The organism is Crinalium epipsammum PCC 9333 (assembly GCF_000317495.1).
In the GTDB taxonomy this organism is placed as follows: domain Bacteria; phylum Cyanobacteriota; class Cyanobacteriia; order Cyanobacteriales; family PCC-9333; genus Crinalium; species Crinalium epipsammum.
The window spans coordinates 4,666,673-4,688,334 of record NC_019753.1; the positions used below are offsets into that span (position 1 = coordinate 4,666,673).

Sequence of the window (21,662 nt, forward strand, 5' to 3'; positions counted from 1 at the left end):
CTTTTGATGTAAAAAAGCTAGGGTGGTCTTCAGAATAGGTAGTGAAATTAATCCTCCCTCAGATGTATTCTCAATAAAAATAGTTTATGCAGCCACCGATTGCCACAGAAACAATTCTGCAAAACCGCTACCGCTTGCTGAGTATTTTGGGGCAGGGGGGGTTTGGTCGCACTTATCTAGCAGAAGATCAGGGACGTTTTAATGAGCCTTGTGCTTTGAAAGAGTTAATTCCCCCCCATGATTCAAATTATGTCCTACAAAAGTCAAAGGAACTGTTCCAGCGCGAAGCAGCAACTCTCTATCAAATTCAGCATCCACAAATACCGCAATTTAGGGCGACGTTTGAAGAAAATGAGCGTTTATTTCTAGTGCAGGATTATGTAGCAGGAAAAACTTATCGCACGCTGTTAGATGAGCGTAAGGCTGCTGGGACGACTTTTTCAGAAGCAGAAGTTTGGCAATTTCTACTGCAACTACTGCCTGTGTTAGTGCATATTCACGTCAAGGGGATTATTCACAGAGATATCTCGCCAGATAATATTATTTTGCGTGAAAGTGATAACTTACCTGTGTTAATTGACTTTGGCGTAGTTAAAGAACTTGCAACTAAGTTTCACTTACCGCCAACGGCAACACCTGTAACCACTGTAGGTAAACCAGGTTACGCCCCTAGTGAGCAAATCCAAACAGGTAGATCCTACCCGAATAGCGATCTGTACTCCTTAGCAGTAACTTGTATAGTGCTGCTGACAGGGAAGGAACCGCAGGAATTATTTGATGATATTCAGCTTAGTTGGCAATGGCAAAAGTGGGTAAATGTTAATGATGGGTTTGCCCAAGTATTGAATCGGATGTTAGGTTATCGACCAGGCGATCGCTTTCAATCTGCTGGGGAAGTAATTCAAGCACTGAAATTATTAACTAATCCTAATCCCAACCCTCAACCCCCTATTGCTAACCCACAACCGCCAACCCGTAACCTCCAACCCCCAGAAAATAACGTTTCGCGAATGCGAACGATCGCAGTCGGAAGACCCCCAGAACCCATTGCTTCCAACTACAGGCGTTCTACTAGACAGGAACCAGTAATATCTGAACCTAGAAGTTCTTTTTGGGATGATCCTTGGGCAATCATTCCGGTTGGTATAGCTTTGGCGATTTTAGCGGGATTTGGATCTTGGGCGTTGGTTAGTACTATCCTGCATAGTCGTTCCTCATCCTCAGTGGATACAACACCAGCAGTTATTCCTTCTGAAACACCTACACCCTCAGAAACACCGACACCCACGCCCGCATCTAGTCCTAGTAACTATAGTCAAAAGCTAAATATATCTGCGGGTAAAACAATTTCTAAAGATGGAACCCTGAAAGAAAATGCCACTGTTGATTACATAATTAGCGCACAGCAAGGGCAACAGTTAGACGCATCTCTAAGCGATGAAGGCGTATTGATGACTATATTAGGACCTGATCAAAACCCCATTGATAACAGCGCCACGCGGGTAAGAGGATGGAAAGGCACACTTCCTTATTCTGGTGACTATCAAATTCAACTTAAACCAATCAAAGGATTGGATAATAGCGAATATCAGTTAAACATTACTTTGTCTGAAGCATTGGCTCCTAGCCCAACACCGATACCCACAGCGACATCAATACCTGTTCCCACTCCTAGCGAAAGTCCTAGTTCTGTAGGTAGTAATGTTGGTGCTGAAGCAATCACTTTTCCAGCAGGTCAAAATACAACTAGAATTTCAGGTCTTATAACCAGTCCCCAGCAAAGTAAGCTTTACGTTGTCAATGCTCAAGAAGGTCAAACAATGAGAATAAATCTTAGAGAGAGTAATGCTACTTTGGAAATTCGCGATCCTAATAATCAACCGCTAGATAATGCTTCTGGGGTTGTCGCCTGGAATGGTCAACTGCCTAGTGATGGTCAGTATCAAATTGAGGTGATTGCTTCTGATCCAACTACATTTAATCTGGATGTCAGTATTAGTAATCAGTAGACCTGTTTTGAAAAGACGGAGGAGGGAGGAGAGAGGAGTGAAACTGAGACAGAACTTATAAAATAGAAAGGCTGACTGCTAACTGCTCAAATCTAGCTACTTAATCATCTATAAAATCTTGAACGCACTATTAATTACTGCTACTGATACAGAAATTGGCAAGACAGTCCTCACAACTGCTTTGATAGCTTATTGGCACAAGTATTGTCCAGACAGAAGTTTGGGGGTAATGAAACCAATTCAAGCAGGTACAGGCGATCGCGAAATGTACACGCAGTTGTTTTCTATAGATCAATCTCTTGAAGAGATTAATCCTCTCTACTTTTCTGCACCTTTAGCGCCTCCGTTAGCAGCAGAAAAAGAAGGACGAATAGTAGATTTAGCCATTGTTTGGCAAGCGTTTGATCGGTTACGCCAAAAGCGAGATTTTGTGCTAGTAGAAGCATTAGGGGGGCTAGGTTCGCCTGTTACCCATGAACTAACTGTTGCTGATGTAGCTTCTGATTGGCGGTTGCCAACTGTGTTAGTAGTACCTGTTAGACTAGGTGCGATCGCACAAGCTGTAGCTAATGTTGCCTTGGCGCGTCAGTCAAACATTTATCTCAAAGGCATTGTTCTTAACTGTAACCAACCACGTTCAGATGAAGAAATCGCTAATTGGACACCTACGGATTTAATTGAATCTCTGACAAACATTCCCGTTTTAGGCTGTTTACCTTATTTAACCAATCCTAATGATTTAAATCAATTAGCACTCGTTGCATCAGATTTAGATTTAGAGAAATTACTACCTATTTAAGCATCTGACGTTTTCAATTAAATTAATTTCAACATAGTAACCCAAATGGCTTCTACTTCTTTAAGTCCTCTGCCTGTTGATATCTCTAGAATTAGACCAGCAATTCAAGCATTGCAAGCACAAATTATCGACTGGCGTAGATATTTACATCAACGCCCTGAACTTGGTTTTAGAGAAGAAATCACGGCTAAATTTATTACCAAAAAGTTGCAAGAATGGGGTATTGTTCATCAAACTGAGATTGCGAAAACTGGAATTGTTGCCATTATAAAAGGCACAAAAGCAACTTCAGCAACCCAAAATCCCAAAGTATTGGCAATTCGGGCAGATATGGATGCCTTGCCAATTCAAGAAGAAAATGATGTACCTTATAAATCACTACATGATGGAGTAATGCACGCTTGCGGTCACGATGGACATACTGCGATCGCACTAGCAACTGCATATTACCTCTCCCAGCATCAAGATCAATTTGCAGGTACTGTCAAAATTATCTTCCAACCAGCCGAAGAAGGTCCAGGCGGTGCAAAACCAATGGTTGAAGCTGGTGTTTTACAAAATCCAGATGTCGATGCCATCATTGGATTGCATTTGTGGAACAATTTACCACTAGGTACAGTTGGTGTAAGAAGTGGCGCATTAATGGCAGCAGTTGAAATATTTAACTGCACGATTTTAGGTAAAGGTGGGCATGGTGCAATGCCTCATCAAACCGTTGATTCCATTGTAGTTGCTGCTCAAATTGTTAATGCTTTGCAAACAATTGTGGCGCGTAATATTGATCCGATTGAATCGGCTGTTGTAACTGTTGGTGAACTCCATGCCGGAACAGCACACAACGTAATTGCAGATACCGCACGAATGAGTGGTACTGTGCGCTATTTTAATCCATCATTAGATGGATATTTCAAAAAAAGAATTGAACAAATAATTGCTGGAATTTGTCAGAGTTACGGCGCAAACTACGAGTTAAATTACTACAGTTTATACCCACCTGTAATTAATGATGGACAGATAGCAGATTTAGTACGTTCCGTAGCAGTAGATGTTGTAGAAACTCCTGTGGGAATAGTACCTGAGTGTCAAACTATGGGCGGTGAAGATATGTCTTTCTTTCTGCAAGCTGTTCCAGGGTGCTATTTCTTTTTAGGTTCTGCAAATACCGAGAAAAATTTAGCTTATCCTCATCATCATCCACGATTTAATTTTGATGAAACAGCGCTCTTGATGGGGGTAGAAATTTTTGCTCGTTGTGTTGAAAAATTTTGTAACTAGCAAACTTTTAACAGATGCACAACATCTCTGAAAGTCTGTCTATGCTGGGTTATTTACAAATAAAAATGTAATATCAAAAAGCTCCCCCTCTCCGTTAACGGGGAGGGGGTGAGATTTTTCAAAAATTGAGGGTGATCGCGAAGGACTCCCCAGGAGTATCGCATCCCTCACAACATTAGTTCTGAGAAGCCTGTACAAAACCCAGGGTTAAGCTGTCTTTAGCAAGGAAATGAGCCAGATGATAAGCTCTTTCCTCAGTTTTTAACAAAATTTGTTCGTATAAGTAGCGAGTACCGCGATCGCCTAAACTTTCAGCTTGTCCTGCTTGACGGCGAATAAGCCCAATCATAGCTTGTTCGGCTGTTAAATCGTGTTCAACCATTGCACGACAGCCATAAACACCATCTTCTTCTGGTGTAAAGCAGCACAGTTGCGCCAATTTGCTAAAACTAGCTGCTGGTACACCGCCTAAACCATTTAAGCGTTCACCAATTTCATGCACATGACCTTGAACATCGTTGTAGCTGGTTTCAAAAAATTCATGTAATTGGTAAAATTCAGCACCTTCAACTACAAAGTGGTGCTTTTGATATTGCAGGTATAGAGCCTGAAAACTTGCTAGAGCAATGTTTAAGCCCTCACAGACGGGCGTTGTGACACTTTTGTCTAACAACACCGGATTGTCATAAACCTCACCAAACGAGTGTAATACAGTTTGTGTTTCAGACATAGTTCTCCTCTCTCCTCGGCAAGTTAGCTTGCTAAGTTAGTCAAGCTAACACAATTCTAGGAGTTCAAAGCACTATTGAGCCGGATTGAGCAATATATTCAGACTTTTTTAACAATTTCGACCAAAATCGGTACTTGTACTGAGTGAGAATATTTTGCACTGAATATCATTAAGGAATAGAGGCTATAGCTAGGGACACAAAACTATAGCCCTGAAGCTTATACATACGAAAAGCTAACTGTTAAATGCTAAGAGCTAACCGCTATATATTGCCAACAGGTTGAGAAATTACCCAAAAAAGTATTACACTAATTGCAAATGAGTCGCATTTGTGGGGGCAAATGAATCCATTAAATTTAGAACCAGAAGCAGGAAAGGTTGTCAATATATCTTTAGCAGACCGTTGGCAGGTATATCTGCGCTTACAACAACTAGATATACCTTGCAGTTGTGCTACTAACCAGCCGTTGCGAGTACAAGTTCAGAATTCCGTAGCAGCCGTACAACTTTGGAGCGTCGCCAGACAACTCACAGCCTCGCGTCGGGAGTTAACGTTCTGGTTGGAACGTTGCTGGAGCCTCTAGAGGTATCAGCAAGGTAGGTTTACCAAAAATTTAAGATTCAAAATTTCCCAAATTAGCTTGTAATTTTACCAAGGGCAAAGCAAAAAAATGAGTAAGCATACTGAGGCATCAACATTTACTATTGAAGGGCGGTTTCTGGGGTTTGAAATCGAGGACGGCTACAAACTTAAACGCTTGAGATTGGGGACTGCTGAAGGCGAACAGTCTATAAAACTATCTAAAGATTTAAAAACTAGATTGAGATGGGATTTAACTTCTGGTGCTTGGTTGGAAATTACTGTTGAAAAAAAACTTGATCTAAAAACAGGCAAACTCAAAATCAAAGCATCTCGAATCACACCCGTTATTCCCAAGAATTGCGAGACTAATCGCCCAAGTGTAGTAGATTTAAACGCTAAAGCATCTGCACCTGCTAAAACAAAGGCTCCAATTTTGGTATGTCAAAAGTCAGATTGCATGAAGCGTGGCGGTAAAGCAGTTTGTCAGGCACTAGCAGAAAGTTTACGCGATCGCGGTTTAGATGACCAAGTGGCAATTAAGGGAACCGGATGTATGAAGCAATGCAAAGCTGGTCCTAACATTGTCATGCCCGACAAAACCCGTTATACCCGTATTGGCGCTGAAGAAATTCCTGATATTATTGACAAACATTTTCCTACTCAACCAGCTTGTCAACCTGCTGCTAAGATTCCTCAACAAGCTGCTGAACATACTCAGCGACAGGTTACTACCTTAGTTTATTAGGTAATACTTACGCCAAAATAACAAGCGGTCAAGATGTTAGTGCGATCGCATACATATAACTAACGCCAATTATTGTATGGTTACGCTATTAGTATTGTTAGTATTTTTGTAATAACCTGGAATGAAGCAGCTATTTCGCTGCTTACTCATCACTCTTTTCTAAATTTTCTCCAGCTTTGAACGTAGTTGACTACTCAAAGCATCAATAACCGTGACAACAACCAACAACACTAGCATCATAGTGGTTGCTTTGGTGTACTCAAAGCCACGAATATAATTAACTAACTCAAAACCAATACCACCCGCACCTACTACACCTAATACAGAAGCAGCGCGAATATTGTACTCGAACATATATAATGTGTAGCCGAGTCCTAATGGTATAACTTGGGGAAAAATGCCGTATTGAGCAATTTGTATCCAAGATGCACCGCTAACTTCTAAAGATTCTATTGAGCGTGGATCTACTGATTCGATCGCTTCTTGATAAAACTTCGCCAGATAACCTATCGTATAGATACCTAAAGCTAAAGTTCCTGCTGGTGCGCCGAGTCCAGTAGCAGCAACAAAGATTAATCCTAATATAATTGATGGGATAGACCGGACAGCATTTTGTAAAAAACTAGCTAACCAGCGCAGCCAAAGAGGAGCTATATTATGGGCGGAACAAACAGCAATAGGTAAAGAAATAATTGCCCCAATTGTAGTTCCCCATAAAGACATTTGTACTGTTTCAACTAAAGCTTCAATGGCTAGATCAACAACTTCTAAATTGGGTGGCCACAAACGTGAGATAAAATCTGTAACATAGGGAAAACTATCTTTGAGCAAGGCAACATCAACTTTTAAACCTTGCAATGCCCAAGTATAGACAGCAACTATAATAAATAATATTACTAAGCGACTAAGCCAAGTATAGATCTGTAAGAATTGTGAATTTTTAATTTTGAGTTTGTGAATAAAAAACAAATTCATAAGTTGATCCTTAAGCCTACAGCTTTTTAATTATTAGACAGATGAGCAAAAATTGGTAATTTCATCTGTGTTTATCTGTGTGCATCTGTGGTTAATTCTCTAAAATTTGACTTATGCAATAGATCTATTAACTAGCTAAAAAAAATAGGAGCAAATTCAAAATTTACCCCTAATAACTCAACAATTGAGAAAATTGATCGTGTAGGCGATCGCAATTTCCGTCATATACTACCCGACCCGCATCAAGAATAATCGCACGTTGGGCATAAGCAGCAGCTAAAGCTAAATCGTGCAACACCACCACCACAGTCATACCTTGTTCTTGATGCAGCTTTGATAAAATATCCATTACTTGTCTAGCTGCCATCACATCTAAACCTGTAATTGGTTCATCAGCTAACAAGATTTTAGGAGATTGAATTAAAGCGCGGGCGATCGCAACTCGTTGTTGTTGTCCACCGCTTAATTGACCAGTCTTCTGGTAAATCTGATCCTGCAATCCTAAACGAGTCAATAAATCAATCGCCAAACGTCGATCCTGCTTAGGAAAACCCCAAAAAGTTTTCCAGGTGGGTAACTCACCCAAACGTCCACACAAAACATTTTCTATGGCAGGAAGTTGACGAATCAATCCTCCTCCTTGAAACAACATTCCTAAATCTCGGCGAGTTTGAGTAAGAGTGCGGGGAGTCATCGTCACACCATTAATGCGAATAACTCCCTGCTTCAATGGTACTAAGCCAATCATTGCCCTTAATAGGGTAGACTTACCCGCACCATTTAGCCCTAGTAAACAAACAAACTCCCCTGGATTAATTGTGCAATTAATCCGGTTTAGGATCGGACGACTAAGGGAGACAGCATAAGCTGTCTCCAAATTTTCACACTCAATCGCAGACTGCATTTGCAACTTATGGATCAATCTTGGCTTGCTTCAACGCGCTACGCATCCGCGCTAAATGTTGGTCGTGGTTAATCGGCACTAACTTAGTTGCATTTGAGAGATCTTTCAGCAGTTTATTGTTAGCAGGCTGATTTAATTTCAACATGGCCTGAACAATCTTGTTCCGTGTAGTACTTGGAACATCATTATCAATGGCAATACCATGAGCAGGTACACCACCGACATAGTAAAGAACTCTCAACTGGCTGGCTTCTGCTTTAGTGATATAAGGTTCAGCCAAAGCATATTCTGACACAGCGCCAACATCTGCTTGACCGCGTAGCACAGCTTTTAAAGCACTGCTATAACCATCACCATATGTAACCTGTTTAAAGAAACGACCATAACGATCTGGATTAGGCACAAATCCAAATCCTACAAACTGTCCTGTTGGAACAATAAATCCTGAACCCGAAGTTTTAGAAGCAAACGCCATTCTTTTACCACGCAGTTGTGCCAGCGTTGCTTTCGGTGTTGCCTGAGTGCGTAACGGGCTATTTTTACGCACCACCATGATTGATCTATAAGTATGCCCGCCAGAGTAATTAGGACGTACTTCTGCTAAAGCCAAACGCGCACCAGCTAATTGTTCAGCTTTAATTGCGGCACGGCTGCTCACAAATGCTACATCTACGCGATTAGCTCTCAAAGCTTCCACCGCAGCAGTTTCATCTGAGACAACTGCCTCTACAGGCATTTTCAGTAGTTGTGAGAGAAAATTAGCAATAGCATCAGCTTTGCGCTGTGCTTCTGTTGCTTCACCGCGATTAGGGAAAGCGATTCTGAGAGTTTGAGCTTGAGCGAGTTCACCTTTTACTTGGTGGCTAGGGGCATTGGTGACAAGTTAAGGAAAAGAGAAAATTGTCAAGGGTGGTATTTGGCTAGGTCAAAAATCGTGAGAAACTCAGTCTAGACAAGTAGTTGAGCGATTTAGACCAGCCATGACACAAAGCCGAAAAACCAATCGAGACCATGCGAAAAAGAAACAACGACCACTGGTGGAAGACGAAGTAATAGCCAAGCAATTGGAAAAATTACTGACACCAGCCATTACAAATCAAGAAAATTACTACCGAAAATTAGGACTCAGAGAACGGATACTGAATTTACCGTTGATGATGGCGGCGGTGTTGACCTTGCTGTGGCGAGATGTGGCAGGAGTCAGAGAACTAACAAGAATGTTAGCCAGAGATGGTTTTCTGTGGTGTAGTCCCACAAAAGTTAGTCAACAAGCGGTATCACAAAGATTTTTAACATTTCCATCTGAATTATTTGAAAAAGTATTTAAAGATTTATTGCCGAGTTTAAGAGCAACTTGGCATAGTAGAAATCAACGTCCATTGCCAGAAAGTATTCAATTTACCTTGTCAAAATTTGAGAAGATTTGGATAGTAGATGGGTCAACATTGGAGGCATTGTTTAGGAAGTTAAAAAGCTTAGAAGAGACTCAAAGAGGGCAATTAGCCGGAAAAATGAGTACAGTAATTGATTTAATGACTAGATTACCTGTAGAAATTTGGTTTGAAGAAAATTCTAAAGCTTCTGATATTAAACTTGAAGAAAACATTCTAAATTTAGTAACAAAAAACACCTTGCTGTTATTGGATAGAGGGTTTTATCACTTTAATTTTTGGTTTCAATTAATTGAGAAAAAAGTAGATTTTATAACGAGAATAAAAAAAGGAGCAGCAATCAAAGTAGAACAAATATTTACCGATAGTTATGAACTGAGAGATCGGAAGATACGCTTTGGTTCTGGCACAAAGAAGACTCCATTTATTACCTTGCGTTTGATTGAAGTCAGGTCAGGAAAAACCTGGCATTCTTATTTAACCAGCGTCCTAGACCCTAATATTTTACCCCCTTATGTGGTAGCAGATTTATATCGGCGGCGGTGGCGGATTGAAGATGCTTTTAACACAGTCAAGAGGCTTTTAGGTTTAAGTTATTTATGGACGGGTTCAATCAATGGAATTAAGTTACAAATTTGGGCGACCTGGTTATTTTATGCGGTTTTAGTAGATTTAGGTGATGCCGTAGCAGATGAACTTGCTCTCCCCTTCGACGAGATTTCATTAGAAATGATTTATCGCGGTCTTTATCATTTTACTATGGCTCATCAGAAAGGTAAGGCAACAGACCCCGTTAAGTATTTTGCTGATCCCGAAAATCGAGATTTAGGTATTATCAAACAGCAACGAAACCCCAATGTTAAGTTGATTGTCGCTCCTTTTCCCAATCTTCAACGAGGGTCTGACCAGTTTTTTTTCAACAATTCTCTGAAAGCCTCTTGACAAAACAGTTACAGGCTTAACTTGTCACCAATGGGCTAGGGGTATGATGTGCGATTACCTGCTCATTAGCACGATGCGCTACTGCTCTAGGCATTTGCTGCACAGTCGCAACTGCTAAACTTGTCAGAGCGATGAATGCAGTACTAGCACCAAATAAGATTTTTTTGTTCATAGCTCTAAGCAATTATTCCTTGTAAACAGTAAAAATACACAGGCTTATTAAATAAGATAAGCGATAAGCCTTCTATCAAGGTAACTATTAATGCTAGATATTGTCAATTACTTTTTAAATAAATTTAGTAGGGCAGAAATTTATTTTAATAAGGTTTTATATTATATATAAGTTTTATTTAAATCACACTAAAAATATTATTTATGAGGAAAACTTACAATCAATCGTCACTAAATTGATTTTTTCAGTAATTACACGGATGTAATACCGGAAAATATGATTTAGCTAATCCTTATTGTTTATTTGGTAACAAAAACAACAACGTGCAGTTACAATAGCTAAACATGGAAAGAATTATATAACCCCGCTATTAAAATAGCAGGGTTGATTATGCTAAATTACAGCAATACAGTCAATTTCTACTAAAACATCCTTGGGTAAACGTGCTACCTCAACACAAGCACGTGCTGGTGCTGTTTCCTCATCAAAATATTTAGCATAAACTGCATTCATAGCAGCAAAATCATTCATATTTTTGAGAAAAACAGAAGTTTTTACCACATCTTTAAAAGTTGCTCCTGCTGCTGTCAGAATTGCCTGGAGATTTTCCATTACTCGTTCTGTCTGCTTTGCTACATCATCGGTGTAAACGATATCACCAAGTCTAGGATCGATCGCAATTTGACCAGCCACAAAAATCATTTGACCACTAGCTACAATAGCTTGGTTATAGGGACCAACAGGTTTGGGTGCTTGTTCTGTATTAATAACTTTGCGAGTCATTGGTGTTTCTTTCTCTAAGGGTTTCTCTGTGTTACCAAATCCTTTATCATATCCTTCCGGCTGATAAATTTCCCCATCAGGCATCCTTGCACCAGTTAAATCTGCATTTTTATAGGTGGCTAAAGAAATGTTCGCATCACTCAAATCGACATTACTCAAATTTGTTCCATTTAAGTTGGCGCTGATTAAGTTAGCACCTTCCAGACTTGCTCTCTCTATATTTGCGTTACATAAAGAAGCTTTTTTCAGGTTTGCCGCCCCAAAATTTGCACTAATTAAAATTGAATTATCTAAAGTAGCATTACTCAGGTCAGCATTTTCTAAGTTAGCACGACCGAGATCTGCTCCAACTAAATTTGTACCGCTTAGATCAGCATTAATTAAATTCGCTTTAGATAGTAAAGCATAGTCTAATGAGGCTCGATTTAGATTTGCAGAGCTTAAGTCTGTATTTGTAAGATTTGCTTGATCTAAACTAGCCTTACTCAAATTTGCATTCTCTAGGTTCGCACCACTTAAATCTGCACCTCGAAGATCTGCCCAACTTAAATCGGCATTACTTAAATTTACTCTGATCAGTTTGGCATCCTTCAAAGACGCACGACTGAGATCTGCATTACTCAAGTCAGCATAACAAAAATTAATTTCACTAAGATCTGCACCTTTAAGATTTTCGTGACTTAGATCAGACTCCTCAAAGTTGCGTTCCCCTTCTGCGTATTGTTCTAAAAGTTCATCAGCATCCATAGTCAACCTCGCGATCGCACTGCCACCAACTTATCCCCAAAGCAATAACTAAAATACACCCTTTGCGCCCTTTGCGCTTCCCTTTGCGCCCTTTGCGTTAAAAAAAGGGAAAAGGGAGGAGAGAGGGGGGAGGGGTGAAGAGAAGCTAAATCAACCTGGGACGCATCCCATAATGCCGATAACGCCAATAATCCCGCATAATGCGATCGTGATCAAAACAAAGATTACTAGGAATACGCCAAGAGTCAAACACCTCTAACGACTTAGCATCATCTCCAGATTGAGGTTCCCCCGTTGCTGTTGCGATAAACACAACACTCATCGTGTGCTGGCGTGGGTCACGATTAGGATCAGAATATACATAAAACTGCTCAATTAGCTCTACCTGTAAACCTGTCTCTTCTTGCGCTTCTCGTTGTGCTGCCGTTTCTACCGACTCACCATAATCAACAAACCCACCAGGAATTGCCCAGCCGAAAGGTTCATTTTGGCGTTCAATCAATACTATTGGTCGATGAGGTCGGTCAATTAATTCAATAATGATATCGACTGTAGGAGTAGGATTTCGATAAGCCACAATCTGTAATTATGTACAACAATTGCAATTCCAGCATAAATTGCTGTATTTAAAACATCTAGCCCATTAATTAATTAAATCTATATCTTTTTTGAGATTTCAATACCTTAGTACTCCCCGATGATACAGTCAGAGCAATTGAGCCACTGTTAAAGGTGCGCTCAGATTTTTTTGAGTACTATATTATAGATTGATTTATGCCATTTCCCAGATCTAGTGGCATTTTGCTACATCCTACTTGTTTTCCTAGCCGCTTCGGTGTTGGCGATTTAGGAATAGAAGCTTACCAATTTATTGATTTTTTGAGAGATACTGCCCAACAGTATTGGCAGGTATTACCTTTAGGTCCTACTGGCTATGGCAATTCTCCTTATATGTCATATTCAGCTATCGCTGGAAATCACCTGCTAATTAGTCCAGAAAAGCTTCAAGACCAAGGACTTTTAACAGATGAAGATTTAGCCAATATCCCTGAATTTCCTGTAGATAGGGTAGATTTTGGGGCAGTGATTGAAACCAAAATACCCTTGCTCCAAAAAGCTTGTGAGAACTTTAAGCATAAAGCAACGCCCGTACAGCAGAAAGAATTTGAGGGTTTTTGTCAAAGTACCGCTCACTGGCTAGATGATTATGCCTTATTTATGGCACTGGGAGATGCTCATCAAGGTGCTGGCTGGCATACTTGGGAACCCGAAATTGCTAAACGTAAACCAGAAGCCTTAGAACAGTGGGGACTCCATCTGAGTGATGAAATTTTTTCCCAAAAATTTTTACAGTTTGAATTTTTCCGTCAATGGACAGAATTAAAAAGCTACGCAAAACTAGCTGGAGTGCAAATTATTGGGGATATCCCAATTTATGTAGCTCATAATAGTGCTGAAGTTTGGTCACATCCAGAAATTTTTTGCATTGATGAAGAAACGGGACAAGCATCCCTAATGGCTGGAGTTCCGCCAGACTATTTCAGTGCTACAGGTCAACTATGGGGCAACCCTGTTTATAACTGGGAACAATTGCAGCAGGATAATTTTAAGTGGTGGGTGCAACGCTTTAAGTCTTTGCTAGATTATGTAGACTTAATTCGGATTGACCACTTCCGAGGATTTGAATCTTATTGGGCAGTTAAACAAGGGGAAACAACCGCTCTTAATGGTGAGTGGATCAAAGCACCTGGAGAAGCTTTTTTTAAGGCTCTCAACGAGCAGTTAGGCGTACTACCAATTCTAGCGGAAGATTTGGGGGTTATTACCCCCGAAGTAGAAGAATTACGGGATAAATTTGAGTTTCCAGGGATGAAAATATTACATTTTGCCTTTGGATCAGATGAAGATAATATTTATTTGCCGTTTCACTATCCCCGTAACTGTTTGGTTTACACTGGCACTCACGATAATGACACGACAGTAGGTTGGTTTAATCAACTTTCCGATCAAGAACGCGAGTCGGTGTTAAGTTATTTAGGTTGTACAAGTGCTGATGGTATCCACTGGGATCTGATTCGTTTGGCACTAAGTTCTGTAGCTAACCAGGCACTTATTCCTCTCCAAGACGTTTTGGGATTAGATAGTAACGCGAGGATGAATTTGCCTAGTACAGGTGATGGAAATTGGGAATGGCGCTATCGGGCAGATGCTTTAACTGATGAAGTGCGATCGCGCTTAAAAAATATGACGGTAAATTTTGGTCGCGCCCCTAAAAAGTAAAATTAATCAGGCTGATTTATGAGTACTAAACAGCAAGTTTAGTACTCAGCCATAACTACATAATTAAAACTTTTCATTAGCTTCAAAAGTAACTTTTTGAGGTTTATTTGGTTCTCCCAATTCTTTTGGCTTTTCATCATTAAAAGCAATTAAAACACCACCAGCATTACCCGCGAGTACAGTTAGTTGCTCTTTAGCAACCCAAGTGCGTTGATCTCCTGGTTGCAAAGTTCCCTCAAACTCCTTTTTACCGTCAACTATAACCTGCATCCAAGATTCAGCTTTCAGCGTCACACCTACCCGCACGGGCTCTGTAGTGGTGGTATTTTCGCTAACTACCATTGCCTGAGTAATTTCTGCTGGCTTGCTGCTACTATGGTTGAGATGTAGCTTATCAGGCAAGCTCGCCTGTAAGTCCCTGCTTTTAGCAACAGGCTGGTCTAATTTTGGTTCACTAATGTCAGCGTTGCTAACTTGAATTGCCGACTTGTTAACAATAGCAGATAAAGCATTTACAGCCAAAAACACTAACAAAATATAGCTAAAGTAAAGATGAACTGGTCGCAGTTGAGCCGACGGTAAACTCAGCCAAGAAGGTTTGATAAAAAATATACTAGGCCAAGTCGGATACTCGCTGGCAAGATCTTCACCGTCAAGACCAATTGCATCGGCAAATCGTTTGATAAACCCTTGAACATAAACAGGCTCAGGCAATATGTCAATTCTGCCTTCCTCAATTGCTTTGAGTAGACGTGCCTGAACGCGGGTTTTAGAAGCCACATCTTCTAAGGATAGAGACTGTGCTTGGCGAAATTGCCGTAAACGAGATCCAATATCTTTAAGCTTATCTATTTGTTCTTGGTGAATATGGATTTGAGTCTCCTTCATACACTGCCCTCCTTGATGTTTGTTGGCACTTCTATAGATGTTATGTTTACTTGGTTTTGGAGAAAATCAATTTCAAACTCTTCAAGGAGACGGTAATCACCAGCAAGTAGCAATCCTGGTCGGTTTAAACAAATTGACCCAATAGCTGTGCGATGCAGATGCACTACTGGATAACCTAACTGTTCTGCTACCCGTCGAATTTGTCTATTTCTCCCCTCTCTCAAAATAATTTCCAACAGTGTTTGATCATTTTGCTGCTTGAGTATCCTAACTTGAGCAGGTAAAGTTTTTCTCCCATCAAGAACTACCCCCCGTCGCCATACTTCTAGCACAGATTTCGGTGGATGACCTTCTACCCAAACATGATAGGTTTTAGGAATACAATGGCGGGGATGGGTAAGAATAAATGTTAACTCCCCGTCGTTGGTAAGTAATAAAGCACCTGTAGATTCGGCATCCAAGCGTCCAACCGGATGTACTCCCTGACCTTGGCGCAATTCGGGGGGCAATAAATCAAGCACAGTTTTGCGGTTTCTTTGATCATGGCAGGTTGAAACTACACCAGCAGGTTTATGAAGCAAGATATAGAGGTGCTGTGGACGATTCAGGGGTTTGATCGGCTTGCCATCTACTTCGATGCGGTCTAGTTCTGGATTGGCTGTTTGTCCTAGCTCAACAACTACACCATTTAACCGCACGCGACCTGCTAAAATCATTTTTTCAGCTTGGCGACGTGAGGCAATACCCCATTGGGAAATAATTTTTTGCAGCCTTTCGGCCATAACACCAGAGTGCGTGTGCGAAATAACAACTTAGAGTTAAGCCGATATTAATCAAGCTAGACTATGTATAAATATTACAGGAATACGGAAAAGCATTGACAATTAAGCAAAGCCGAATTATCAGTACAGTGTTGTCGCCCGCTTGCGGTGTATGGTTGCGATCGCAGGTAGAGCAAGTAAAAGAGCTACAGGTGAAGATTAGTGGAGGCGATCGCCAAATTCTCGGTGGTTATATCCCCCATATATCTATTATCGCTGATCATGCCGTTTATCAGGGACTTCATCTGAGCAAAATTAATCTATCAGCAGAAAACATTCGGATTAACTTATCTCAAGTAATTAAAGGCAAGCCATTACGTCTGTTAGAACCAATACCCGTTACTGGTCAGATGTTATTAGAGGAAACAGATTTAAAAGCATCCCTAGCATCTCCTTTATTATCCAATGCTTTAACCGAGTTATTAGGAACACTGTTAACATCTGCTGGAATTAATCAGCCTAATGAACTTTTGAAAGACAACCCCATCAAGTGGCAACAAGTTACTCTTGATAATAATCAGTTAACTATTGCTGGAGTATTAGCTAACAAGAGCGACAATTTAACACCAGTAGCCATTCGCACTGGTCTTGAGTTAGCTAGTAGCCATGTACTGCGCCTCGCTCCCCTACATATAGATACACCGCTAGAATCAGCAAGCCGCAACTTAGATAGCTTTGAATTAGACTTAGGTTCAGAAGTTGATATTGAAGAATTAAAGATCATGCCAGGGCAATTAGTCTGCCGAGGCTCTATCAATGTAATACCCTGAACAGTGACCAGTGACCAGTGACCAGTGACCAGTGACCAATTAACTTAACTTAGCTAAGAGTGGTAATAGCAAGGTAAAAAAGTAGTAAACCAAAGGTGCTGTAAATACATAGCTGTCAGCCCGATCTAAAATTCCGCCGTGACCTGGGATTAATTGCCCCGAATCTTTGACACCAGCATCTCGCTTCATCATCGACTCTGTTAAATCTCCCAAAAGGCTAGTAATACCAATTAGTAGACCGAAAGTAATGCCGCTTAATTGCCAAATTGACCAGTGAAGATACCAAGCTCCTATTGTTGCTGTAGCGATACTGCCAGCAATACCAAAAAGCGCACCTTCGACAGTCTTTTTAGGGCTGATATCTGAAAGGCGAGTGCGACCAAAGAATTTGCCGAATGTATATGCTCCAATATCAGCAGCCCAAATACACATAAAAGCTAACAGCGTTACTGTTAATCCTTGGGGAAAGCCATGAATATTTGTCCAAGACTCAGGCCAGTAACCATTTAATGGTAAATTGCTAGCGATCGCAGGTGATAAACCTACCCGTAACCTGATCCAATAACTCGGTAAATAGCCCCCATAAAATAATCCCAAAATTGAAGTCGAGATGTCAGCAATAGTGGCTATTTTCGGTTGGAATAGCAGATAGAAACAAATCAATGTTCCTGCCAAAGCAAACATTGGGTCTACTAATTCTGGCGCAATAGTAGAGGTAATTAGCAGCATTTGACTGACAACTAAGGTAGTTTTGCCCGCCGGAGCTATTCCCTTAGCACGAACAAGTTGAAAATACTCTTGTTGACCTAAATAAATAATGACGCAGAAGCCAAGGGTAAAGTACCATCCTCCCAGGAAGAGTAAACCCAAAGCCAGAGCGATCGCAACTATTCCACTGAGGATACGAGACACAGGCATAAAATTTAGCAGTTATAAGATATGAACTATAAAATCTCAGTTTGTAGTTTTTTCTTAATCATGAAGAGCCAAAATTTAACTTTTCCATGATTAATTCTTAATTCTCTTAATCTAGCTTCTCACCACTAAGGATAAAAATCGGATCAACTGCTGAAAATGTTTGACGATTACCCCGTGTTTCTAGACGGTTAACAGACGACTGGACTAGCTCAATGTTTCTAGCTTGCAACTCTGACAAGGTTCCAGAGACAGAATAGAGAGTTTCTAGATTAGCCGCAGTAGCAACGACACGACCGCCAGAGGGTAAGTATTGCCAAACTTCTTGCAGGATAGTTTTGATGGCGCGTCCTCCTTCAATACAGACTCTTTGGGGCTGATGGGGGATATCCTTCAAGCATTCTGGCGCACTACCTTCAATCACTTCAACGTTGCCAACACCGAAGCGATCGCAATTACGGCGAATTAAACTCGCCACGTCTTCATCCCGTTCTACAGCAATAACTCTGCCTTTGGGACACAATAAACCAGTTTCTACAGGAATTGTCCCCGTACCTGCACCAATATCCCACAACACTGAGTCTGATTTGAGTCTAAGAGCAGAAATGATTAGCAGTCGCACTTCTCGCTTACTTAAGGGAATTCCAGGTAAGCGCTCAAATAAATCATCTGGAATTCCAGGTGTCACATACGGCCAGAGTTGAGTGTGCATAGATATTTTTAGAGATATTATTTCTGCATAAGTTTTGATGACAGTTAAAACGTTAAGACTGGGAAAGAACAACTTTAATGGTTTTTAGAGTGCGATCGCTACAACCTGTAATACTGCCACCGAGTTTGATAATTTGCTGGAGATATTCTATGGCGGAGGGTGTTATTTGTTCTCCAGGCATTAATACAGGAATTCCAGGCGGATAAGGACAAATGAGTTCGGCACTGATGTAAGGGTGTAGTCCACCACAAGTATCCCAGATATTTTCTATTGGTAATGTTTCTGCGGGAACAAAAAACGCCTCACGAGGAGAAATTCTTGCTACTCCTATAGTTTCCTCTGTAAATAACCCTACAGAATACCAATCAGGAACTACACCACTAGAGGGTGTTTCGACAAGCAAGCTTTCTTGTTGGTAATCTTTTGATAAAGTTGTGAACGCTTGGATTAAGTGTTCAATATCTTCAGAAGTATTTCCTAAACTGATAATAAAGGTGAGATGTTGCAGCGACGGCAACTCTGCTGTCACCCCTAGCTGAGTATGCAGTATTTCGTCTGCTTCAAACCCACTTATACCTAAACCAGAAACTGTTACAGTTAGCCGAGTGGGATCTAAAGCAAAAAAGCCTGCTTCATTAAGCTGTATGTGTTCGGTTTCTAATACTGATAACCCAGGAATTTGTCTAATTTGGTTCCTGGCAAGTTTCGCTAATAACAATGTTTTTGCCATTAGTTGATGTCCATGCAACGCCATTTGCTGACGCGCTGCATCTAATGACGCTAAAAGTAAATAACTAGGGCTGGTAGATTGTAATAGCTGTAAAGCTTTACTTACCCTATTAATGTCTACCTTGCTACCTTGAACGTGCAGCATAGCAGCTTGGGTAAAAGCCCCCAGTACCTTATGGATAGATTGCACAGTTAAGTCTGCCCCTGCTGACAAAGCTGAAGGCGGTAACTCTGGATGAAAAGCAAAATGAGCGCCGTGTGCTTCATCTACCAACAGAGGGATATTGTATTGATGTGTGATATGTGCGATCGCCTTCACATCCCCACAAACCCCATAATAAGTGGGATATACCATCATCACCGCCTTAGCATCTGGATGCTGCTTTAAAGCTGCTGCAACCGCATCTGGTGTGATACTGTGAGCGATATCTAAAATCGGATCGTATTCTGGGTTAACAAAAATTGGGATAGCACCAGAAATAATTAAACCTGCGATCGCAGACTGATGGACATTTCGAGGCAAAATAATTTTGTCACCACTACCACAAGTAGCTAAAATCGCTGCCATTACCCCAGCAGTGGAACCATTAACTAAAAACCAAGTATGTTCCGCCCCAAACGCTTCTGCTGCTAATTGTTGAGCTTCCTTTATTACACCTTCTGGCGCAAACAAATTATCCAACTCAGGTAACTCTGGTAAATCCGCCCGAAATACAGACTCCCCTAACAAATCTGCTAATTGCGGATATATACCTTGTCCCCGCTTATGCCCTGGAGTATAAAACGCAGCATGAGGTTTATTAGCGCACTCTCGCAGAGTATCTAGGATTGGCGTTTTTGCTTGAGATTCCTGATTCACTTAAAAAATTGGTAGTTGGACTAACACACTCTATTTTGCTAAAGTAATTGATTCGTGTGCAGTTACAAAATTTCTACCAATTTTATTTATGTTAACTACAGATGTCATGTGTTATGCGTAGGGGCGGGTTGCAAAGCAAACCTGTGTATTTAGAGAGTCTAAACCCGCCCAAAAGCGGAAAATGCTTGCTCATGTTAGCTATCTAGAAAGATGCCATAACAGTAAGTTTTTATCTATGGTGGTGAAGCTAAGTTATTGACCTTTAACCATCATGATTAACCCCAGCCCAAATCCTATCCCCCAACCAGAGATACCTAGTCCTAGTCCAGTTCCTGAACCATATCCCAATCCTCTTCCAGAGCCAATACCCAGCCCAGTCCCAGAGCCAATACCTAGCCCAGTACCCGAACCAATACCTAGCCCAGTCCCAGAAACCGTACCTTCTCCGATTCCTCAAACCGTACCTTCTCCGATTCCTCAAACGATTCCCGAAATAGTTTAAAACACAATCAACCCAGTTTCTACCCTTAAATTAAGATGCTTACAGCCGGAATTGTTGGACTTCCCAACGTTGGAAAATCTACCTTATTCAATGCCTTGGTTGCTAACGCCAAAGCTACTGCCGCAAACTTTCCCTTTTGTACTATCGAACCTAATGTAGGTGTTGTAGCAGTGCCGGATGAGCGTTTAAACGTTCTGGCTAAAATCTCTGAATCCGCCCAAATTGTACCCACTCGTGTTGAATTTGTGGATATTGCTGGGTTAGTAAAAGGCGCTAGCCAAGGGGAGGGACTGGGTAATCAATTTTTGTCTCATATTCGAGAAGTTGATGCCATTGTCCAGGTAGTACGTTGTTTTGAAAATGACGATATTATCCACGTTGCAGGTTCTGTTGATCCCTTGCGAGATATAGAAATTATCAATTTGGAGTTGGGGTTAGCAGATTTATCACAAATTGAACGTCGCATCGAGCGAACTCGCAAAAACGCCCGTACTAACAAAGAAGCTCAAATTGAGCTATCAGCTTTAGAAAAACTAAGTACGGCACTAAATGAAGGTAAACCAGCACGTCAAGTTACTTTAAGCGAAGAAGAAGCTGAGTCAGTAAAGCTACTAGGATTACTCACCTCTAAACCGATTATTTATGCCACCAATGTATCGGAGGATGATTTAGCTACTGGTAATCAATGGGTGGAACAAGTAAGACAGTTTGCTACCCAAGAAAATGCTCAAGTTGTGATTATTTCTGCACAAGTAGAATCTGAACTTGTTGACTTACCAGAAGCAGAAAAGCTAGAGTTTTTGGAATCTTTGGGTGTTAAAGAAGGTGGCTTAAAATCTTTAATTCACGCCACTTATGAACTTTTAGGACTGCGTACTTACTTTACTACTGGTCCAAAAGAAACTCGCGCCTGGACAATAAAAACTGGAATGTCAGCACCACAAGCTGCTGGTGTAATTCACACCGATTTTGAGCGCGGTTTTATTAGAGCAGAAACAGTTGCTTATAATGACCTCGTAGCAACTAATTCCCTAAGTGCTGCTAAAGAAAAAGGCTTAGTTCGTAGTGAAGGTAAAGAATATATTGTCAACGAAGGAGATGTGATGTTATTCCGGTTTAACGTATAGCTTT

21 protein-coding genes and 1 pseudogene are annotated in these 21,662 nt (G+C 40.9%); 10 read left to right on the forward strand and 12 right to left on the reverse strand.

Annotated elements, in window-relative coordinates; translation table 11 throughout:
* Positions 1-86 precede the first annotated feature (86 nt).
* From CRI9333_RS20260 to CRI9333_RS20270, 3 genes are all read left to right on the forward strand, one after another.
* Positions 87-2,009: a serine/threonine-protein kinase gene (locus tag CRI9333_RS20260; protein WP_015205024.1), complete on the forward strand. Its 1,923-nt coding sequence runs from the start codon at positions 87-89 to the stop codon at positions 2,007-2,009.
* A 118-nt stretch (positions 2,010-2,127) separates the two neighbouring features.
* Positions 2,128-2,808 carry a dethiobiotin synthase gene (bioD, locus tag CRI9333_RS20265; protein WP_015205025.1) on the forward strand — a complete coding sequence of 227 codons (681 nt, stop codon included), beginning with the start codon at positions 2,128-2,130 and terminating at the stop codon, positions 2,806-2,808.
* Positions 2,809-2,853: 45 nt separating this feature from the next.
* On the forward strand, positions 2,854-4,083 hold the full coding sequence (locus CRI9333_RS20270; protein WP_015205026.1) for a M20 metallopeptidase family protein: 1,230 nt from the start codon (positions 2,854-2,856) through the stop codon (positions 4,081-4,083).
* Positions 4,084-4,258: 175 nt separating this feature from the next.
* On the opposite strand, the gene CRI9333_RS20275 is transcribed toward CRI9333_RS20270, so the two are convergent.
* Positions 4,259-4,813, reverse strand: coding sequence for a DNA starvation/stress protection protein DpsA (locus CRI9333_RS20275; RefSeq protein WP_015205027.1), 555 nt, complete (start codon positions 4,811-4,813; stop codon positions 4,259-4,261).
* 341 nt (positions 4,814-5,154) lie between these two features.
* On the opposite strand from CRI9333_RS20275, the gene CRI9333_RS20280 reads away from it, so the two are divergent.
* Positions 5,155-5,397: an Asr1405/Asl0597 family protein gene (locus tag CRI9333_RS20280; RefSeq protein ID WP_015205028.1), complete on the forward strand. Its 243-nt coding sequence runs from the start codon at positions 5,155-5,157 to the stop codon at positions 5,395-5,397.
* A gap of 87 nt (positions 5,398-5,484) precedes the next feature.
* Positions 5,485-6,141, forward strand: a complete 657-nt coding sequence (locus CRI9333_RS20285) for a (2Fe-2S) ferredoxin domain-containing protein (protein ID WP_015205029.1) — start codon at positions 5,485-5,487, stop codon at positions 6,139-6,141.
* A gap of 159 nt (positions 6,142-6,300) precedes the next feature.
* Here CRI9333_RS20285 and phnE read toward each other — a convergent pair whose 3' ends face one another.
* The 3 genes and pseudogenes from phnE to CRI9333_RS20300 all read right to left on the reverse strand — a co-directional run.
* The gene (phnE, locus tag CRI9333_RS20290; RefSeq protein WP_015205030.1) at positions 6,301-7,116 is read right to left on the reverse strand and encodes a phosphonate ABC transporter, permease protein PhnE; all 816 of its coding nucleotides are present in this window, start codon (positions 7,114-7,116) and stop codon (positions 6,301-6,303) included.
* Positions 7,117-7,285: 169 nt separating this feature from the next.
* Positions 7,286-8,020, reverse strand: coding sequence for a phosphonate ABC transporter ATP-binding protein (locus CRI9333_RS20295; RefSeq protein WP_015205031.1), 735 nt, complete (start codon positions 8,018-8,020; stop codon positions 7,286-7,288).
* 7 nt (positions 8,021-8,027) lie between these two features.
* A pseudogene (locus tag CRI9333_RS20300) lies at positions 8,028-8,867 on the reverse strand (phosphate/phosphite/phosphonate ABC transporter substrate-binding protein); the annotation flags it as partial.
* A 187-nt stretch (positions 8,868-9,054) separates the two neighbouring features.
* On the opposite strand from CRI9333_RS20300, the gene CRI9333_RS20305 reads away from it, so the two are divergent.
* Complete coding sequence (locus CRI9333_RS20305; protein ID WP_083890046.1) at positions 9,055-10,353, forward strand: IS4 family transposase; 1,299 nt, start codon at positions 9,055-9,057, stop codon at positions 10,351-10,353.
* 16 nt (positions 10,354-10,369) lie between these two features.
* Here the strand turns inward: CRI9333_RS20305 and CRI9333_RS26940 are convergent, their stop codons facing one another.
* The 3 genes from CRI9333_RS26940 to CRI9333_RS20315 all read right to left on the reverse strand — a co-directional run bounded on the left by CRI9333_RS26940 (position 10,370) and on the right by CRI9333_RS20315 (position 12,632).
* Positions 10,370-10,525, reverse strand: a complete 156-nt coding sequence (locus CRI9333_RS26940) for a hypothetical protein (RefSeq protein ID WP_015205032.1) — start codon at positions 10,523-10,525, stop codon at positions 10,370-10,372.
* A 393-nt stretch (positions 10,526-10,918) separates the two neighbouring features.
* Positions 10,919-12,055: a Rid family detoxifying hydrolase gene (locus CRI9333_RS20310; RefSeq protein WP_015205033.1), complete on the reverse strand. Its 1,137-nt coding sequence runs from the start codon at positions 12,053-12,055 to the stop codon at positions 10,919-10,921.
* Between the two features lie 145 nt (positions 12,056-12,200).
* Positions 12,201-12,632 carry an NUDIX domain-containing protein gene (locus tag CRI9333_RS20315; RefSeq protein WP_015205034.1) on the reverse strand — a complete coding sequence of 144 codons (432 nt, stop codon included), beginning with the start codon at positions 12,630-12,632 and terminating at the stop codon, positions 12,201-12,203.
* Between the two features lie 197 nt (positions 12,633-12,829).
* Between CRI9333_RS20315 and malQ the strand changes: the two genes are divergently transcribed.
* Positions 12,830-14,335, forward strand: coding sequence for a 4-alpha-glucanotransferase (gene malQ, locus CRI9333_RS20320; RefSeq protein WP_015205035.1), 1,506 nt, complete (start codon positions 12,830-12,832; stop codon positions 14,333-14,335).
* Between the two features lie 63 nt (positions 14,336-14,398).
* Here malQ and CRI9333_RS20325 read toward each other — a convergent pair whose 3' ends face one another.
* The gene (locus CRI9333_RS20325; protein ID WP_015205036.1) at positions 14,399-15,223 is read right to left on the reverse strand and encodes a helix-turn-helix domain-containing protein; all 825 of its coding nucleotides are present in this window, start codon (positions 15,221-15,223) and stop codon (positions 14,399-14,401) included.
* On the reverse strand, positions 15,220-16,005 hold the full coding sequence (locus CRI9333_RS20330) for a pseudouridine synthase (protein WP_015205037.1): 786 nt from the start codon (positions 16,003-16,005) through the stop codon (positions 15,220-15,222). The genes CRI9333_RS20325 and CRI9333_RS20330 overlap by 4 nt, the downstream gene beginning before the upstream one ends.
* 95 nt (positions 16,006-16,100) lie before the next feature.
* Between CRI9333_RS20330 and CRI9333_RS20335 the strand changes: the two genes are divergently transcribed.
* Positions 16,101-16,814, forward strand: coding sequence for an LmeA family phospholipid-binding protein (locus CRI9333_RS20335; RefSeq protein WP_015205038.1), 714 nt, complete (start codon positions 16,101-16,103; stop codon positions 16,812-16,814).
* Positions 16,815-16,853: 39 nt separating this feature from the next.
* Here CRI9333_RS20335 and CRI9333_RS20340 read toward each other — a convergent pair whose 3' ends face one another.
* The 3 genes from CRI9333_RS20340 to CRI9333_RS20350 all read right to left on the reverse strand — a co-directional run bounded on the left by CRI9333_RS20340 (position 16,854) and on the right by CRI9333_RS20350 (position 20,029).
* The gene (locus tag CRI9333_RS20340) at positions 16,854-17,732 is read right to left on the reverse strand and encodes a phosphatidate cytidylyltransferase (protein WP_015205039.1); all 879 of its coding nucleotides are present in this window, start codon (positions 17,730-17,732) and stop codon (positions 16,854-16,856) included.
* Positions 17,733-17,838: 106 nt separating this feature from the next.
* Positions 17,839-18,441: a precorrin-6Y C5,15-methyltransferase subunit CbiT gene (cbiT, locus tag CRI9333_RS20345; protein WP_015205040.1), complete on the reverse strand. Its 603-nt coding sequence runs from the start codon at positions 18,439-18,441 to the stop codon at positions 17,839-17,841.
* Positions 18,442-18,493: 52 nt separating this feature from the next.
* The gene (locus CRI9333_RS20350) at positions 18,494-20,029 is read right to left on the reverse strand and encodes an aminotransferase class I/II-fold pyridoxal phosphate-dependent enzyme (protein ID WP_015205041.1); all 1,536 of its coding nucleotides are present in this window, start codon (positions 20,027-20,029) and stop codon (positions 18,494-18,496) included.
* A 271-nt stretch (positions 20,030-20,300) separates the two neighbouring features.
* Here CRI9333_RS20350 and CRI9333_RS20355 point away from each other — a divergent pair, with 271 nt between their 5' ends.
* Positions 20,301-20,531, forward strand: a complete 231-nt coding sequence (locus CRI9333_RS20355; protein WP_015205042.1) for a hypothetical protein — start codon at positions 20,301-20,303, stop codon at positions 20,529-20,531.
* A 35-nt stretch (positions 20,532-20,566) separates the two neighbouring features.
* A complete protein-coding gene (ychF, locus tag CRI9333_RS20360) occupies positions 20,567-21,658 on the forward strand; it encodes a redox-regulated ATPase YchF (protein WP_015205043.1) in 1,092 nt (363 codons plus the stop codon).
* Positions 21,659-21,662 lie beyond the last annotated feature (4 nt).